The sequence below is a fragment of the Micromonospora sp. WMMD1102 genome, assembly GCF_029626265.1.
Taxonomy (GTDB): Bacteria; Actinomycetota; Actinomycetes; order Mycobacteriales; family Micromonosporaceae; genus Plantactinospora.
The window spans coordinates 6391391-6407567 of sequence record NZ_JARUBN010000001.1 but is presented as its reverse complement, the minus strand read 5'-3'; the positions used below and the strand labels follow the sequence as shown (position 1 = coordinate 6407567).

Below are 16177 nucleotides of genomic sequence, written 5' to 3'. Positions count from 1 at the left end.
AGACGATTCCGGATCCCGGTGCCGACCAGCCGACGGCGCCGCCCCCGACCGGGGGCGGGAGACTGCCCCGCCGGCTCGGCGCGCTGGCCGGATTGGCCGCGGCGGCCGTCGCGGTCGGCGTGGCCGAGGCGGTGGCGGTGCTCACCGGCGCCCGTTCCGCACCGCTGGTCGCGGTCGGCGGTGCGGTGGTGGACCTGGCGCCCGCCCCGCTCAAGCGGTTCGCCGTGGACCTCTTCTACGTGTACGACAAGATCGCCCTCCTGGTCGGCACCGCCGTACTGCTCGCCGGGTTCGCCGTACTGGTCGGGCTGGTCGCGGTCCGCTCGCTGCCCCTCGGGTACGCCGGGATCGCCCTCTTCGGCGCGGTCGGCGTACTCGCCGCGTCGACCCGGCCCGGAGCCGGCCCGGTGGCCGTACTGCCCTCGCTGGTCGGGGCCCTGTTGGCGGCCGGCGTACTGCGGCTTCTCGTCGCCGGCCCGCTCGGCCGGGCCGCCGCCGCACCGATTGTCACCGCCCGCCCGGACGCGTACGCGCGACGGCGGTTCCTGACCGCGGTCGGGATCGCGACCGGCGGGGCGGCGGTCGGCGGCTTCGGCGGGCGCTGGCTCGCCACCCGCCGGGACGTCTCGGCGGCCCGGGAGGCGATCGAGTTGCCGGCCCCGGCCGTCCCAGCGGCACCGCTACCGGCCGGCGCCGAACTGGCGGTGCCCGGGTTGGCGCCGTACGTGACGCCGAACCGGGACTTCTATCGGATCGACACCGCCCTGGTGGTGCCGAGGGTGGATCCGCACCGCTGGCGGTTGCGGATCTCCGGGCGGGTACGCCGACCGATCACCCTGGACTACGCCGAGTTGCTCGCCCGGCCGATGGTCGAACGGCACATCACCCTCGCCTGCGTCTCCAACGAGGTCGGCGGCGACCTGATCGGCAACGCCCGCTGGCTCGGCGTGCCGCTCGGGCCGCTGCTAGCCGAGGCCGGGCCGCTGCCCGGGGCGGACCAGGTGGTGGCCCGCTCCGCCGACGGGTGGACCTGCGGCAGCCCGACCGAGGTGCTCACCGACGGCCGGGACGCGATGCTGGCCGTCGGGATGAACGGCGAACCGCTGCCGATCGAACACGGCTTCCCGGTCCGGGTGGTGGTGCCCGGCCTGTACGGCTACGTCTCGGCCTGCAAGTGGCTGGTGGAGCTGGAGTTGACCAGTTTCGCCGACTTCGACGCGTACTGGGTGCCCCGGGGCTGGTCGGCGCGGGGGCCGATCAAGACCCAGTCGCGGATCGACACGCCCCGGGCGGGCCGGCGGCTGGCGGCCGGCGAGGTCACGGTCGCCGGGGTGGCCTGGGCGCAGCACGTGGGGATCCGGCAGGTCGAGGTACGCGTCGACGACGGCGACTGGCAGCCGGCGACGCTGGCCCCGGCGACCTCGACCGACACCTGGGTGCAGTGGTCCTGGCGGTGGACCGCCACTGCGGGTGAGCACACCCTGCGGGTGCGGGCGACGGACGCCACCGGTGCGGTGCAGACCGGCCAGTCGCGTCCGGTCGCTCCCGACGGCGCCACCGGTTGGCACGCGGTCCGGGTCACCGTCGCCTGAGGAGCGGGGCGCCGGTCCCGTTCCGGTGCGCCGTCCCGGATCGGCATCGTTCGCCGATCACAGGTACGGCGGGTGTGCGGACATTCCCGCCCCGGGTGACTACGACGGTGACGGGCGTACGGACCTGGCGCTGTACCGGCGCGACTGTGCCGACATCCCGGCCGCCAGCAACCCCGCCACCACCTGATCGATCGCAGAAATCGGCCGGCGCCGTCCCCCTGGAGGGGGCGGCGCCAGCCGGCACGTCGCGGTGTTCGCCGGCGCGGTCAGGCCGACCGCTGCATCGGCACCGTCGAACGGAAGGGCTGCCCGAGCCGGGCCTCCAGCCGGGCGATGTCCACCCGGTGTCCTCGACGGTCGGCGAGGTCCTCCCAGCCGAGGGCGAGCAGCCGGAGCCGCTCGGACTCGCTGAAACCACCCCACACCCCGTACGGCTCGCGGACGGCGAGCGCGTGGGCGGCACATTCGGCCCGAACCGGGCAGGCTCCGCAGACCGCCTTGGCATTGGCCTCCCGGCGGTTGCGGGACGAGCCCCGCTCACCGTCCGGGTGGAAGAACTGGGCGCTGTCCCGGCCCCGGCAGGCGCCAAGCCGCTGCCACTCCCACAGGTCGACGATGGGTCCAGGCAGCCTGCGTACGTTCGACATCAGCACCCTCCTTCCGCGCGGCACCGCGAGAAACGCTCCGGTCGGGATCCGGGCGGCGGGCCGCGCAGGCGCACCGTTCCGACCACGGGTCCCGATACCCCCGGCGCGGACGGCTCACACGTACTTGATCGCGAACTTCTGGCCACGAAGCCGATCGGTGCGGCGAATCGTCCAAAAAGTTTGTGGTTCATCCGGGGAAACTCATCATGATCATTCGCTGGCGTGGTCTCCTCGTTGCGGAGAGGAGACCACCGTGCGCACCGTTCTTGTCTGCGTCCGGACCCCGCTCGCGGCCCAGAACGTCGCGGCGGCGGCGGCCCGGCTGGGGTTGGCCGCCGCGGTCCGTACCGCGGTGTCCGACCCCGAGGCCATGCTCCGGCTCGCCGAGCGGCCGGCGGACGTGGTGCTCGCGGACACCGCGCTCACCCGCCCGGACAGCGTCGGCTTCACCCGGCGGGTCCTGGCCCGGTCACCCGGAGCGGCGATCCTGCTGCTCGGCACCGAGGACCCCGGGGTCGCCGCGGCGACCATCGCGGCCGGCGCCCGGGGGCTGATCCAGGGCAGCGACCATGACCTGGTGAGCGTGGTCGCCAAGGCGATCCTGCTGCTCGGCGGCAGATCCGGCCGGGGCGGTGCCGCGCTGGCCGGCGGCGCGCTGACCGGCGGCCAGGCGGGCGGCCCGGTCGGCGCCGGGCGCGGCGGTGAGCCCGGCGACCCGGGGGGCCACCCGGGCGCCGGTCAGCGGCTGGGCAGCGCGGTGCGGGCGCCGGCCGGGCCGCGACCGGAGGGTCCGGCAAACGACGGACCCGGCGGTCGCCCGGCGGCGGACGAGTCGACGGTACGCCGCCGCGACGACCCGGAGTCGCGGGTCGGCACCGGCGAGACGGGCGGGGAGCAGCCGACCGGGCCGGCGGTGGTGCCGGCCCAGCGCGGTGACGACCCGAACGCCCCGACCGAGCCGGCTCAGCCGGGCGGCACCGGTCCGGCGTACCCGGCGGAGCAGGGTGCCCCGGACGGGCCCGGTGGAGTCGCCGGCCAGCAGCCGCGCGGCGCCGACGCTGCCGACGGCTCCGGCCGCCCCGTGCCGCCGCGCCGGCCGGTGCTTACCGAGCGCGAGATGCAGGTGCTGGTCGGGATGGCGGACGGGAAGAGTAACGCGGAGATCGGCCGGGAACTCTTCGTCTCCGAGGACACCGTGAAGACCCACGCCCGGCGGCTGTTCCGCAAGCTCGGCGCCCGGGACCGGGCGCACGCCGTGGCGGCCGGCTTCCGCGCCGGCCTGGTCGCCTGACCGACACCGCCGAAGGAGTGCAAGGAAGGGCCCCCGCTACAACAGAAAACGATATGCGGGGGCCCTTCCTCACACCTCAGCGCGGCGTCTCGGCCTCGCCGTCGTTCTCCTCGGCGGTCTCGGTCAGGGTGTCGTGCACCCCGTCGGCGTAGCCTCGGGCGTACTCCCAGCTGACGTAGTGGTCCGGGTCGGGGTCGTACGCCGGCTCGTGCACCCGGGGCCGGCCGGAGTTGAGCAGGTGCCGCAGGTTGCCCCGGAGCAGGTCCCAGTCGAAGTAGTGCGGCTCCCGGCAGTCCTCGCACTCGATGACGAGGCCGCGTACCCCGACCGGACCGAGCAGCGCCTGGTAGATCTCCAGGTCGGCGAGGTCCTCGAGCACGTCCTGTCGCTCGACCTCGCTGAGCGGGTCGAGGTCGGCCTCCTCGCCCGGGTCGTCGAGGCCGGCGGAGGGATCGGCGGGGTCACCGTTGAACGGGTCGATCGGCTCCTCGTGCACCCCTCCACCGTAGTCCCAACACCGCCCGGCGTGGTCACCCGTTCCTCGCCTGTACCGCGCCATCCCCGCGCCCGCGACGCCCACCCGGCACGGATGGGTACGATGAACCATCGCGCCGTACCCGGGGCGAGCCCTGACACCGCCCTGCCGCCAGGCAGCCTGTCCGACCAGCACAGCGCCGAGGCGACCCGCGTCGGCGGTGGTCGCGCCGCGTCGGCCGTGATCGTCGTCGACCGTCAACCGCAGCGCACCGTCAACCACAGCAGCAGGGGACACATCGTGGAGAACCGACCCACCAACGACCTTCCGCTGGCCACCGACGCCGACCAGCTCGCGGGGCACCTGCCCGAACTGCCGGCCGGTTCGGCCCGGGTGGTGCCGCTCGGGTTGACCTTCGACGACGTGCTGCTGCAACCCGGTGAGTCCGAGATCATCCCGAGCCGGGTGAACACGATCACCCGGCTCAGCCGCAACGTCGAGCTGTCCATCCCGCTGGTCTCCAGCCCGATGGACACGGTGACCGAGGCCCGGATGGCGATCGCGATGGCCCGGCAGGGCGGCATGGGCGTACTGCACCGCAACCTCTCGATCGAGGACCAGGCGCTCCAGGTCGACCTGGTGAAGCGCTCCGAGGCCGGCATGGTCACCCACCCGGTCACCTGCGGCCCCGACGACACGCTGCGGGACGTCGACGCGCTCTGCGGGCGCTACCGGATCTCCGGGGTGCCGGTGACCGACGCCCAGGGCACCCTGGTCGGCATCGTGACCAACCGCGACATGCGGTTCGTCACCGACGGCGACACTCCGGTCCGGCAGATCATGACCCGGATGCCGCTGGTCACCGCCGAGGTCGGGGTGACCAAGGAGCAGGCGCTCGACCTGCTCCGCCGGCACAAGGTCGAGAAGCTGCCGATCGTCGACCCGGACGGGCGGCTGCGCGGGCTGATCACCGTCAAGGACTTCGCCAAGAGCGAGCAGTACCCGCTGGCCACCAAGGACGGCGCCGGCCGGCTGCGGGTGGCCGCCGCCGTCGGGGTCGGCGAGGACGCCTACAAGCGGGCCCGCGCGCTCGTCGACGCCGGGGTCGACGTGCTGATCGTGGACACCGCGCACGGGCACCAGCGGGCCGTGCTGGACATGGTCGGCCGGCTCAAGCGGGACACCACGGTCGACGTGATCGGCGGCAACGTGGCGACCTACGCCGGGGCCAGTGCACTTGTCGAGGCCGGTGCCGACGCGGTGAAGGTCGGGGTCGGCCCGGGTGCCATCTGCACCACCCGGATCGTCGCCGGGGTCGGCGTGCCGCAGATCACCGCGATCATGGAGGCGACCCGGGCCGCCCGGCCGGCCGGGGTGCCGGTGATCGCCGACGGCGGCATCCAATACTCGGGCGACATCGCCAAGGCGCTCGTGGCCGGCGGCGACACCGTGATGCTCGGCAGCCTGCTGGCCGGCTCCGAGGAGAGCCCCGGCGAGCTGATGTTCATAAACGGCAAGCAGTTCAAGGCGTACCGGGGGATGGGGTCGCTCGGCGCCATGCAGTCCCGGGGACAGGCCCGGTCGTACTCCAAGGACCGCTACTTCCAGGACGACGTGACCAGCGAGGAGAAGCTGGTGCCGGAGGGCGTCGAGGGGCAGGTGCCCTACCGCGGCCCGCTGGCCCGGGTCGCCCACCAGCTCATCGGCGGCCTGCGGCTGGCGATGGGGTACGTCGGCGCGGAGACCATCCCCGAGCTGCACCGCCGGGGCCAGCTGATCCGGATCACCGCCGCCGGCCTGAAGGAAAGCCACCCGCACGACATCCAGATGACGGTCGAGGCGCCGAACTACCACACCCGCTGACGGTCGCCGCCTTCCCGCCACCACCCCCTTTTTCTACTCTGGAGTGACCCATGCGTGACGTGGTCGAGATCGGGCTGGGCAAGACCGCACAGCGCGGCTACCACCTGGACGACATCGCGATCGTGCCGAGCCGGCGTACCCGGGACGTGGACGACGTCTCCACGGCCTGGCAGCTCGACGCGTACCAGTTCGGGATCCCCTGCGTCGGGCACCCCTCGGACGCCACCATGAGCCCCGCCTCGGCGGTCGCGCTGGGCCGGCTCGGCGGGCTCGGGGTGCTCAACGTCGAGGGCCTGTGGACCCGGTACGAGGACCCGAGCAAGGTCCTGGAGGAGCTGTCCCGGCTGGAGGAGGGCTCCGCCGCCACCCGCCGGCTCCAGGAGGTGTACGCCGAACCGATCCGCCCCGAGCTGATCGCCGAGCGGGTACGCCAGATGCGCGAGGGCGGCGGCACGGTCGCCGTCCGGGTCTCCCCGCAGCACACCCTGGCGCTGGCCCCGGTGATCCTGGACGCCGGGGTGGACATCCTGGTGATCCAGGGCACCATCGTCTCGGCCGAGCACGTCTCCACCACCGACGAGCCGCTGAATCTCAAGGAGTTCATCGCCGACCTCGACCTGCCGGTCGTCGCCGGTGGCTGCACCGACTACAAGACGGCGCTGCACCTGATGCGCACCGGCGCGGCCGGGGTGATCGTCGGGCTCGGCGGTGACGACTGGTCGACCACCGAGTCGGTGCTCGGCATCCGGGTGCCGATGGCCAGCGCGATCGCCGACGCGGCGGCGGCCCGCCGGGACTACCTCGACGAGACCGGCGGCCGGTACGTGCACCTGATCGCCGACGGCGACCTGCAGACCTCCGGCGACATCGCCAAGGCGCTCGGCTGCGGCGCCGACGCGGTGATGCTCGGCGAGCCGCTCTCGCTCTGCGCCGAGGCACCGGCCGGCGGCGCCTGGTGGCATCCGGCGGCCAGCCACCCCAAGCTGCCGCGCGGGGCGTACGGGGTGGCCGACGAGCCGCTCGGCTCGATGGAGAAGCTGCTCTTCGGGCCGTCGGACGACCCGGAGGGGCAACTCAACCTGTTCGGCGGGCTGCGCCGGGCGATGGCGAAATGCGGCTACCGGGACCTGAAGGAGTTCCAGAAGGTCGGGCTCGTCCTCGACCGGTGACCGGTGGCCGCCACCGTGACCGCGGAGGCGTGATGGAGAGGTCGTCGGGCCACCGCCCGACCGGCGACGACGGCGGCCCGGTCCGTGCGCGGCCGGCGCCGGCCGGCATACTGCCGGCACTGCTGGCGGCGTTGTCGGCGATCCTGCTGGTGCTGGTCTCGACCGGCGGTTGCACCGGCTTCCGCCGGGACGACCGGCCGGCGACCGCCGGTTTCCGCCCCGGGGCGCCCGGGGTCGGCGACCCGTACTTCCCGACCTACGGCAACGGCGGCTACGACGTCGCCGGCTACCGCCTCAAGGTCCGGTACGACCCGGCCACCGACGAGCTGACCGGCGACGCCACGATCGAGGCGACCGCGACCCAGGAGCTATCCCGGTTCAACCTCGACCTGGCCGGGCTGACCGTGGCGTCGGTGCAGGTGGACGGGGTCGACGCCGGACACGCCCGGACCGAGGACGAACTGGTGGTCACCCCGGCGACCGGCCTCGGCAAGGGCAGGCAATTCGGGGTACGGGTGCGCTACTCCGGCAAGCCGGCCCCGATCACCAGCCCCGAACTGGGCAACGGCGGCCTGCTGCACACCTCGGACGGCGCGATCGCGCTCGGCCAGCCGGAGTCGGCGAGCACCTGGTTCCCGGTCAACGACCATCCGCAGGACAAGGCGACGTACCAGATCGAGGCCACCGTGCCGGAGGGGCTGGCGGCGCTGAGCAACGGCGTACCGGACGGCCGCAGTACCGACGCCGGCTGGACCACCTGGCGCTGGGCGGAACGGGTGCCGATGGCCAGCTACCTGGTCACCCTGGTGATCGGGAACTACCGGGTCAGCACCGGTACGCACGCCGGCAGGCCGATTGTCACCGCGATCGCGGCGAGCCTGCCGGCCGGCGGCCCGGCCGAGCAGTCACTGGCCCGCACTGGCGAGATCGCCGACTTCCTGGCCACCCGGTTCGGCCCGTACCCGTTCGAGGCGTACGGCGGGATCGCGATCGCCGAGGAACGGATCGGGTACGCCCTGGAGACCCAGTCCCGCCCGGTGTACGGCCCGGCGTTCTTCTCCGGCGGCCCGGACCTGGAGGTGGTGGCGCACGAGCTGGCCCACCAGTGGTTCGGGAACAGCGTCTCGATCCGGCGCTGGAGCGACCTCTGGCTCAACGAGGGCTTCGCCAGCTATGCCGAGTGGCTCTGGACCGAACACGACGGCGGCCCGAGCGCGCAGGAGATGTTCGAGCGGGTCTACGCCGGCACCGACTGGGCGGCACCGGCGCTGGATCCGGGCCGGACGCAGATCTTCAGCCGGGCGGTCTACAAGCGCGGCGCGCTGGCCGTGCACGCGCTGCGGCGTACGGTCGGCGACGAGGCGTTCTTCCGGATCCTGACCACCTGGACGGCGGAGCGGCGCAACGGGAACGCGACAACCGACGATTTCGTCGCGCATGCCGAACGGATTTCCGGTAAGAAACTGCGCCAGTTTTTCGACGACTGGCTCTCCGGCTCCACGGCACCGCCGATGCCCTGATCGACCGGGCGGAAACCGCTGTGGCCCGATCGCCGGGCCACGGCAATTTCCGCCCGTTGTCGCGCTAGGCGGCGACGTAGTCGTTGAACACGTGGACCCCGTCGAACGAGCCGTCCGCGTTCGCCCGGTTCGTGTTGAAGTACAGTTTGCCGTCGCTGATTCCCACGCCTTCGATCTCGAACAGCGTCGAGTATTTCGAGGACGTGATCCGGAAGGAGAGGTCGGTGGCGGCGGGTGCCGTCCCGGTCGTCGTCGGCAACACGTTCCGGTAGACCAGCACGATGCTGCGGTTGGCCTTCGTCAGCGGGTAGTAGAGGACCCGCTTCGACGCGTCGTAGAAGAACCCCTGGTTGGTGAAGGTGTTCAGGTCCGGCACCGTGGCGCCGTTGACGAGGGCGCCGTCGACCTGGAGGGTGAACGCGGTCGTCAGCTCGATGGTCCCGGCGGAGGCGCGCAGCGGGAGACTGCCGTTGTAGACCGTCCGGCCGCTCTTGAACATGAACGCGATCGTGGTGCTGCTGACCGAGACCCGGCTGATCCCGGACGGCGTCGCCACGGCCCCGTTGAGCCGCAACTGGTAGGACCCGGCGTGATAGTAGGTCGTGCCGTCGTAGCGGAGCTTCACGAGCTGCGCGCCGCTGTCCTTCATGGTGACGACGAACAGGTGGTGCTGCCCGTCGATGTCGACGATCGTCATGTCGTTCCCGTGCCCGAGCCACGGGTTCGTCGTCCCGCCGTTCGTGCCGTTCGTCATCAGCACCCGCGCACCGCTGGTCTTGTGCACCCGGTAGATGACGGAGGTGTCGTCGTAGTTGGTGCGGTTCTTGATGGAGTAGAGGTAGGTGGATCCGGCGGCGAAGCCCTGCGCCCCGGTGCAGCAGCTGGTGTTGGGCGTGCTGGCTATGTCGCTGTAGATGTTGTAATAGGCGGCCTGTGCTGGATTTCCGGACAGGACCAGAAGACCACTAACCATCGCGACCAACAAGGTCAGTCGTTTACCGAATCGCACGCTGTTCCTCCCCGTCGTCGACGACCCGAGGCCGGATGCCCCGGAGATCATCGAGTGCAGGCTATTGCTCGACCCAGGGACGGTCAAGACGACGACGAGACCACCGAAGTGCCCGCGAAGCGTTATCCGTACCCGCCACAGAAGACCACCGGAAACCGTCGCACGGAGTGCCCTCCGTACGGGTGGTCAGGTCTTGACGACGAGTTTCGGGTTGGCCGTCAGGTAGGCGTCGGCTCGGCCGGCGCGCAACTCGGTGATGAACTTCCTGCCGACCGAGGTGAGCTGTTCGCCCCGGTAGGAGCCGCCCCGGCCCACCCCGCTGCCGGGGAGCGCGACCAGGGTCATCGTCTCGGGGCGGAGCCGGCTGAGCGCGTACCCGAAGTCGACGACGTCCGAGCTACCGCCGCTGACGAAGGTCAGGGCGTCGCCGAGCCTGCGGACCACCTGGCGGACCCGGTCGGGGTCCCGGGCCAGGTCCTGACTGAGGATCTTCGCCAGCATCGCCTTGATGAGCTGCTGCTGGTGCCGCTGCCGGGTGTACGCCCCGCCGCTGGTGTAACGCTGCCGGGCGTAGTCCAGCGCCTGCCAGCCGTTGAAGTTCCGGCGCCCCTTCTCGTAGACCATCTGCGGCCCGACGTACCCGCCGCCGCGCAGCGCGCGGTGCGTACCGTCCGGTTCCCGGTGCTGCGAGACGACCCGCTGGTCGACGTAGAGCCGTACCCCGCCGAGTGCGTCGACCAGGTTGTCGAAGCCGCCGAAGGTGAGTACGGCACCCGCGTCGAACCGCTTGATCCCGGTGTACGCGCTGACGGTCGCGGAGAGCAGTTCGAAACCCTGCGCGGTGTTCGGCTGCTTCTTCTTGCCCGGCACCCGGCTGCCGTAGCTCATCGCGTGGGTCAGCTTGGTGCGCTCGCCGGGAAACTTCGCCTTCGGGAAGCGCGGGATGTCGGCCACCAGGTCGCGGGGGAGCGCGAACAGGTAGGCCCGGTCGAGTTCCTTCGTGACGTGCAGGATCAGTACCGCGTCGGCGTGCGGCTCCCAGCCCGGCTTGCTGATCCGGGTGTCGACGCCGACCAGCAGCAGGTTGAGCGGCCCCTTGATGTCGGCGCCGGGTTCCGGGGTCGGGCTCGGCGTCGGCGTCGGTGCCGCCGTGGTCGGTGCCGGCGTGCCGGGCCCCGCCGCCGGGGGTGGGTCCCCGCCGCCGCCCCAGAACCGGTTGGCCGCGTACGCCGTGCCGGCCAGCAGCACCGCCACCGCGACGATCGCGGCGACCCAGACGATCCGCCGCCGTCCGGGCCGGCCGCCTTCGCCGGGTACCGGCTCGCCGCCGTTCCCGGGTACGCCGTCGGGCTTTTCCCCGCTGTCTGCCACGCGTCCACTTCCCCTCGGCCGTGCGGTCTGCCAGGACCGGCCGTAATTAACAGACGCATCGTCGGCCCGCCGACGTTGCACCGCCGTGAGCGCGGCAGCAGGAAATGATGGCGCAGTCGCACCCTGGTGCGATAGCTACTCGTCGGTAATGATGGCCGACATGGCACGACCGCCCACCCCCACCCCCACCCCCGCCGCCGATGTCGACTTCGACGTCGTCGTGGTCGGTTCCGGCTTCGGCGGCAGTGTGGCGGCGCTGCGGCTGGCCGAGAAGGGCTACTCGGTCGCCGTCCTGGAGGCCGGGCGGCGGTTCGCCGACCACGAGTTGCCGGAGACCTCCTGGCGGATCCGCCGCTTCCTCTGGGCGCCCGCCCTGGGCTGCTACGGCATCCAGCGGATCACCCTGCTCCGCTCCGCCGGCCGCCGAGCCGCCAGGCGACAGGGCGGCGGCGCGGCCCCGGCGAAGGTGCTGGTCCTCTCCGGTGCGGGTGTCGGCGGCGGCTCGCTCGTCTATGCCAACACCCTCTACGAGCCGCCGCCCGCGTTCTACGACGATCCACAGTGGAAGGGGATAACCGACTGGCGGGCTGAACTCGCCCCCCACTACGACCAGGCGAAACGGATGCTCGGCGTCACGACGTACCCGCGGGAGACCGGCGCGGACCGGGCGATGCGGGCGGTGGCCGACCGGATGGGGGTCGGGCACACCTTCCGGGCCACCCCGGTCGGCGTCTATCTCGGCCGGCCGGGACAGCGGGTCCCCGACCCCTACTTCGGCGGGGCGGGGCCGGAACGCACCGGCTGCCTGCACTGCGGCGCCTGCATGACCGGTTGCCGGCACGGCGCCAAGAACAGCCTGGTCAAGAACTACCTCTGGCTGGCCGAGCGGCTCGGCGCCGAGGTCCGGCCGCTGACCACGGTGACCGCGGTCCGGCCAGCGCCGTCGGGCACCGGTTACGAGATCGAGACGGTACGCACCGGAGCCTGGCCGGTCCGGCACCGCCGCCGCATCCGGGCCGGTCAGGTGGTCCTCGCGGCCGGCGCGTTGCAGACCCAGCGGCTGCTGCACCGGATGCGCGCCGACGGGGCGCTGCCGCACCTGTCGCCCCGGCTCGGCACCCTGACCCGGACCAACTCGGAGGCGATCCTCGGCGCCACCGTGCCGCTGCGCAGCGCCGACCGGGCCGGCGTCGACTTCACCGAAGGGGTGGCGATCACCAGCTCCTTCCACCCCGACCCGGCCACCCACGTCGAGCCGGTGCGCTACGGCCGGGGCGCCAACGCGATGGGGCTGCTCCAGTCCGCCCTGGTCGACGGCGGTCCGCACCGGGTCCGGCGCTGGCTCGGCACGCTGGCCCGGCGACCGCTGACCTACCTGCAACTGCTCTCGGTCCGGGACTGGTCCCGGCGTACCGTGATCGCGCTCGTCATGCAGTCGCTGGACAACTCCCTCACGGTGCGGCACCGGCGCGGGCGGCTGGGTCGGAGCCGGCTGGTCAGCACCGCCGGGCACGGCGCCGCCAACCCCACCTGGATCCCGGTCGGCAACCGGGCGGTCCGGCTGCTCGCCGAGCAGCTCGGCGGGATCCCCGGCGGGTCGGTGACCGAGCCGTTCGACATGCCGGTCACCGCACACCTGCTCGGCGGTGCGGTGATCGGGGCCAGCGCCGCCGACGGGGTGGTCGACCCGTACCACCGGGTCTTCGGGCACCCGGGGCTGCACGTGGTGGACGGGGCGGCGGTCTCGGCCAACCTGGGGGTGAACCCGTCGCTGACCATCGCGGCCCAGGCGGAACGTGCCATCTCGTACTGGCCGAACCGGGGTGACCCGGATCCCCGACCGCCACTCGGCGCGCCGTACGCCCGGATTCCACCGGCACCGCCGCGCTGCCCGGCGGTGCCGGCAGACGCTCCAGGCGCGCTGCGCTGGGTGTAAGGAAGGGCCCCCGCTTATCGTTTTTTGTATATGAAGGGCCCCCTCCTTACACCTCATCCCCGGCGGGGCGTGGTGCGGTGGCGGCGGGTTCTGGCTATCGGTCGGGGCTGGGTAGGCTTCGTACACATGAACACGCCGCGCCCGGTCCTGGTGGTGGACTTCGGAGCCCAGTACGCCCAGCTCATCGCCCGCCGGGTCCGCGAGGCCCGGGTCTACTCGGAGATCGTCCCGCACTCGATGCCGGTGGCCGAGATGCTGGCCAGGGATCCGGCCGCGATCATCCTCTCCGGCGGCCCGGCCAGCGTCTACGCGCCGGGTGCCCCGCAGGTCGACGGCAAGCTCTTCGACAGCGGCGTGCCGGTCTTCGGCATCTGCTACGGCTTCCAGGCGATGGCCCGGGCCCTCGGCGGCACGGTGGCGCACACCGGCGGCCGGGAGTACGGCGGCACCGTGCTGCGGGCCAGGCCCGACGCGACCGCCGCGACCGCCCTGCTCCGCGACCTGCCGGCCGAGATGTCGGTCTGGATGAGCCACGGTGACTGTGTGACGGAGGCGCCGGACGGGTTCACCGTGACCGCCGAGTCGCCCGGTGCTCCGGTGGCGGCGTTCGAGGATCTCGCCGGACGGCGGGTCGGCACCCAGTTCCACCCGGAGGTGGGGCACACCGAGCACGGCCAGCGGATGCTGGAGTGCTTCCTCTACGACGTGGCCGGGATCGAGCCGACCTGGACGCCGGAGAACATCATCTCCGACCAGATCGCCGAGATCCGCGCCCGGGTCGGCGACAAGGAGGTCATCTGCGGGCTCTCCGGCGGCGTCGACTCGGCGGTCGCCGCCGCGCTCGTGCACCAGGCCGTCGGCGACCAGCTCACCTGCGTCTTCGTCGACCATGGCCTGCTCCGGGCCGGCGAGGCCGAGCAGGTGGAGTCCGACTACGTCGCGGCCACCGGGATCAAGCTCAAGGTGGTCGACGCGGCCGACCGGTTTCTCGACGCGCTGGCCGGGGTGACCGACCCGGAGCAGAAGCGCAAGATCATCGGTCGGGAGTTCATCCGGGTCTTCGAGGCGGCGGCCCGGGAGGTCGCCGCGAGCGGTGACGTGGAGTTCCTGGTGCAGGGGACCCTCTACCCCGACGTGGTGGAGTCCGGCGGCGGCAGCGGCACCGCCAACATCAAGTCACACCACAACGTCGGCGGCCTGCCGGAGGACCTGAAGTTCGCGCTGGTCGAGCCGCTGCGCACGCTCTTCAAGGACGAGGTACGCCAGCTGGGTCTGGCGCTCGGCCTGCCCGAGGCGATGGTCTGGCGGCACCCGTTCCCCGGCCCCGGGCTGGCGATCCGGATCATCGGGGCGGTGGACCGGCAGCGGCTAGACCTGCTCCGGGAGGCCGACCTGATCGCCCGGGAGGAACTCACCGCCGCCGGCCTCGACAGGGACGTCTGGCAGTTCCCGGTGGTGCTGCTCGCCGACGTACGCAGTGTCGGGGTGCAGGGTGACGGACGCAGTTACGGACATCCGGTGGTACTCCGGCCGGTGTCGAGTTCCGACGCCATGACGGCGGACTGGTCCAGGCTGCCGTACGACGTGATCGCCCGGATCTCCACCCGGATCACCAACGAGGTTGCCGAGGTCAACCGGGTGGTGCTCGACGTGACGAGCAAGCCACCGGGCACCATCGAGTGGGAGTGACCGTGGGCCCGGTTCACGCCGGGTAGCGCGGCTCCGTCGGCGGGTTCTCCAGCACCTCCGCCGGCCCGTCCCCGCGCGGCTGTGAGGTACCCGTCGTCCCAGCGGGTGCGCCGGGCGGTGGCGGGGCAGGGGTGCCGGGCGGTGGCGGGGCAGGGGTGCCGGGCGAGCGGGTGGCCCAGGTCGGCGGCCAGACCGGGCCGGTGCCCGGTGGGTGCGGCCAGGCGGGCGCGTCGGCCGGCTCCTCCGGCATCAGGAACCAGAGCACCGGGTACGCCAGCAGGCCGAGCCCGCCGGTGAAGACCGCGATCGCGGCGAACACCACCCGGACCAGGGTCGGGTCGACGTTGAAGTAGCGGCCGAGCCCGCTGGCCACACCGGCGATCATCCGGTCCGTGGTCGGGCGGCGGAGCTGCTTGTACGGGGGCTGGCTGAGCGGTATCTGCGTCATGTCTCCACGGTCCGCCCCGAGAGCCGTACCGTCCTCGGTGACCGCCCGGATAGCGACCCTGACCCTCCCCTGACGGTGCTCCACCACCGGATCACGGACAGGGCGGACTGTCAGGAATCCGACTCTTTTCATGGTCGGGTCGGATGATCGAGGGAGAATTTGGTCCTGTGACCCCCGCGCTGGAACCGATCCGCAAGATCGCCGCTTACGCGATCTGCACCGATCCAACTGATCGGGTGCTCCTGGTCCGGGCCTCCTCGAAGTCCGGAACGCCCGGCGTCTGGTCGCTGCCCGGCGGCGCCGTCGACCACGGCGAGGACCCCAACCACACGGTGGTCCGCGAGACCGCCGCCGAGACCGGACTCTCCGTCTCCGTCGTCGGCCTGCACGACGTGCTCGCCGACATGAGATCGCTGCCGCACCGTGGCGTCACGATCCACACCGACCGCCTGCTCTACCAGGTCTCCGTGCGTGGCGGCACGCTCTGCGACCGGGTGGGCCAGCCGACCGACCTGGCCCGCTGGCACACCCTGGCGGAGGCGGAGAAAGTGCTGCTGCGGCCGTTCACCGCACGCGCTCTGGGACTGCCCAGCGGGCCGATCGACCTCTGTCCGGAGGAGGCGCCCGACTTCCCCTCCTTCCACGCCGTACCAGGGCCGGACGGGTTGCACCGGGCGCAGCGGTTCGCGGCGTACGCGGTCGCCACCGACCCGGACGGCCGGGTGCTGCTGACCCGGGTCGCCGACGGCTACCCGGGAGCGGGCTGCTGGCACCTGCCCGGTGGCGGCACCGACTACGGCGAGCAGCCGGGCGCGGCACTGATCCGGGAACTCGTCGAGGAGACCGGGCAGCGCGGCCGGCTGATCGAGTTGATCGGGGTGGCGAGCCACCGGGACGCCGCCTCGCTCGGCCCGGAGGGCTATCCGATCGACTGGCACGGCGTGCGCGCCTTCTACCGGGTGATGGTCGACTCGCCCGCCCCGCCGACGGTCGGTGACGTCGGCGGCTCCACCTCCGAGGCGCGCTGGTTCGGCCGGGAGGAGTTGGAGGCGCTGCCGGTCGACCGGCTGACCGAGGTGACCGCCGAGGCGGTCCAGGCGGCCCGGCTGGGCTGATCGCCGCCCGCGAGCGCCGCCCTGTCGTGGGGAACGCCGGCCTGTCTTCCGG

At 72.6% G+C, this 16177-nt stretch carries 13 protein-coding genes and 1 pseudogene; 9 read left to right on the top strand and 5 right to left on the bottom strand.

Going from position 1 to position 16177, the window contains the following annotated elements; genetic code table 11:
* The first annotated feature begins 62 nt into the window (after positions 1 to 62).
* Positions 63 to 1592: a molybdopterin-dependent oxidoreductase gene (locus O7626_RS28755; protein ID WP_278066360.1), complete on the top strand. Its 1530-nt coding sequence runs from the start codon at positions 63 to 65 to the stop codon at positions 1590 to 1592.
* A gap of 266 nt (positions 1593 to 1858) precedes the next feature.
* On the opposite strand, the gene O7626_RS28750 is transcribed toward O7626_RS28755, so the two are convergent.
* A complete protein-coding gene (locus tag O7626_RS28750) occupies positions 1859 to 2239 on the bottom strand; it encodes a WhiB family transcriptional regulator (RefSeq protein WP_278064193.1) in 381 nt (126 codons plus the stop codon).
* Between the two features lie 253 nt (positions 2240 to 2492).
* Here O7626_RS28750 and O7626_RS28745 point away from each other — a divergent pair.
* Together O7626_RS28745 and O7626_RS41590 are read left to right on the top strand one after the other, a co-directional pair.
* Positions 2493 to 2849 (top strand): annotated as a pseudogene (locus O7626_RS28745) (helix-turn-helix transcriptional regulator); the annotation flags it as partial.
* Positions 2823 to 3530: a LuxR C-terminal-related transcriptional regulator gene (locus O7626_RS41590; RefSeq protein WP_347404871.1), complete on the top strand. Its 708-nt coding sequence runs from the start codon at positions 2823 to 2825 to the stop codon at positions 3528 to 3530. The pseudogene O7626_RS28745 and the gene O7626_RS41590, both read left to right, overlap by 27 nt.
* A gap of 76 nt (positions 3531 to 3606) precedes the next feature.
* Here the strand turns inward: O7626_RS41590 and O7626_RS28735 are convergent, their stop codons facing one another.
* Positions 3607 to 4026, bottom strand: coding sequence for a DUF5319 domain-containing protein (locus tag O7626_RS28735; protein WP_278064192.1), 420 nt, complete (start codon positions 4024 to 4026; stop codon positions 3607 to 3609).
* A gap of 351 nt (positions 4027 to 4377) precedes the next feature.
* On the opposite strand from O7626_RS28735, the gene guaB reads away from it, so the two are divergent.
* From guaB to O7626_RS28720, 3 genes are read left to right on the top strand one after another with little or no spacing between them, the layout of a single operon-like run.
* On the top strand, positions 4378 to 5868 hold the full coding sequence (gene guaB / locus O7626_RS28730; protein ID WP_278066359.1) for an IMP dehydrogenase: 1491 nt from the start codon (positions 4378 to 4380) through the stop codon (positions 5866 to 5868).
* Positions 5869 to 5918: 50 nt separating this feature from the next.
* A complete protein-coding gene (locus O7626_RS28725) occupies positions 5919 to 7037 on the top strand; it encodes a GuaB3 family IMP dehydrogenase-related protein (protein ID WP_278064191.1) in 1119 nt (372 codons plus the stop codon).
* Positions 7038 to 7069: 32 nt separating this feature from the next.
* The gene (locus O7626_RS28720; protein WP_278064190.1) at positions 7070 to 8557 is read left to right on the top strand and encodes a M1 family metallopeptidase; all 1488 of its coding nucleotides are present in this window, start codon (positions 7070 to 7072) and stop codon (positions 8555 to 8557) included.
* 64 nt (positions 8558 to 8621) lie between these two features.
* On the opposite strand, the gene O7626_RS28715 is transcribed toward O7626_RS28720, so the two are convergent.
* Both O7626_RS28715 and O7626_RS28710 read right to left on the bottom strand, forming a co-directional pair.
* The gene (locus tag O7626_RS28715; RefSeq protein ID WP_278064189.1) at positions 8622 to 9530 is read right to left on the bottom strand and encodes a hypothetical protein; all 909 of its coding nucleotides are present in this window, start codon (positions 9528 to 9530) and stop codon (positions 8622 to 8624) included.
* 222 nt (positions 9531 to 9752) lie between these two features.
* Entirely contained in the window at positions 9753 to 10847 is a 1095-nt protein-coding gene (locus O7626_RS28710; RefSeq protein WP_278066358.1) for an LCP family protein, read from the bottom strand.
* 250 nt (positions 10848 to 11097) lie between these two features.
* Between O7626_RS28710 and O7626_RS28705 the strand changes: the two genes are divergently transcribed.
* Both O7626_RS28705 and guaA read left to right on the top strand, forming a co-directional pair.
* Complete coding sequence (locus O7626_RS28705) at positions 11098 to 12873, top strand: GMC family oxidoreductase (RefSeq protein WP_278064188.1); 1776 nt, start codon at positions 11098 to 11100, stop codon at positions 12871 to 12873.
* A gap of 126 nt (positions 12874 to 12999) precedes the next feature.
* Positions 13000 to 14562: a glutamine-hydrolyzing GMP synthase gene (gene guaA, locus O7626_RS28700; RefSeq protein WP_278064187.1), complete on the top strand. Its 1563-nt coding sequence runs from the start codon at positions 13000 to 13002 to the stop codon at positions 14560 to 14562.
* Between the two features lie 13 nt (positions 14563 to 14575).
* Here guaA and O7626_RS28695 read toward each other — a convergent pair whose 3' ends face one another.
* Positions 14576 to 15010, bottom strand: a complete 435-nt coding sequence (locus O7626_RS28695) for a PspC domain-containing protein (RefSeq protein ID WP_278064186.1) — start codon at positions 15008 to 15010, stop codon at positions 14576 to 14578.
* A 167-nt stretch (positions 15011 to 15177) separates the two neighbouring features.
* Here O7626_RS28695 and O7626_RS28690 point away from each other — a divergent pair, with 167 nt between their 5' ends.
* Entirely contained in the window at positions 15178 to 16125 is a 948-nt protein-coding gene (locus O7626_RS28690; RefSeq protein WP_278064185.1) for an NUDIX domain-containing protein, read from the top strand.
* The last annotated feature ends 52 nt before the right edge of the window (positions 16126 to 16177 follow it).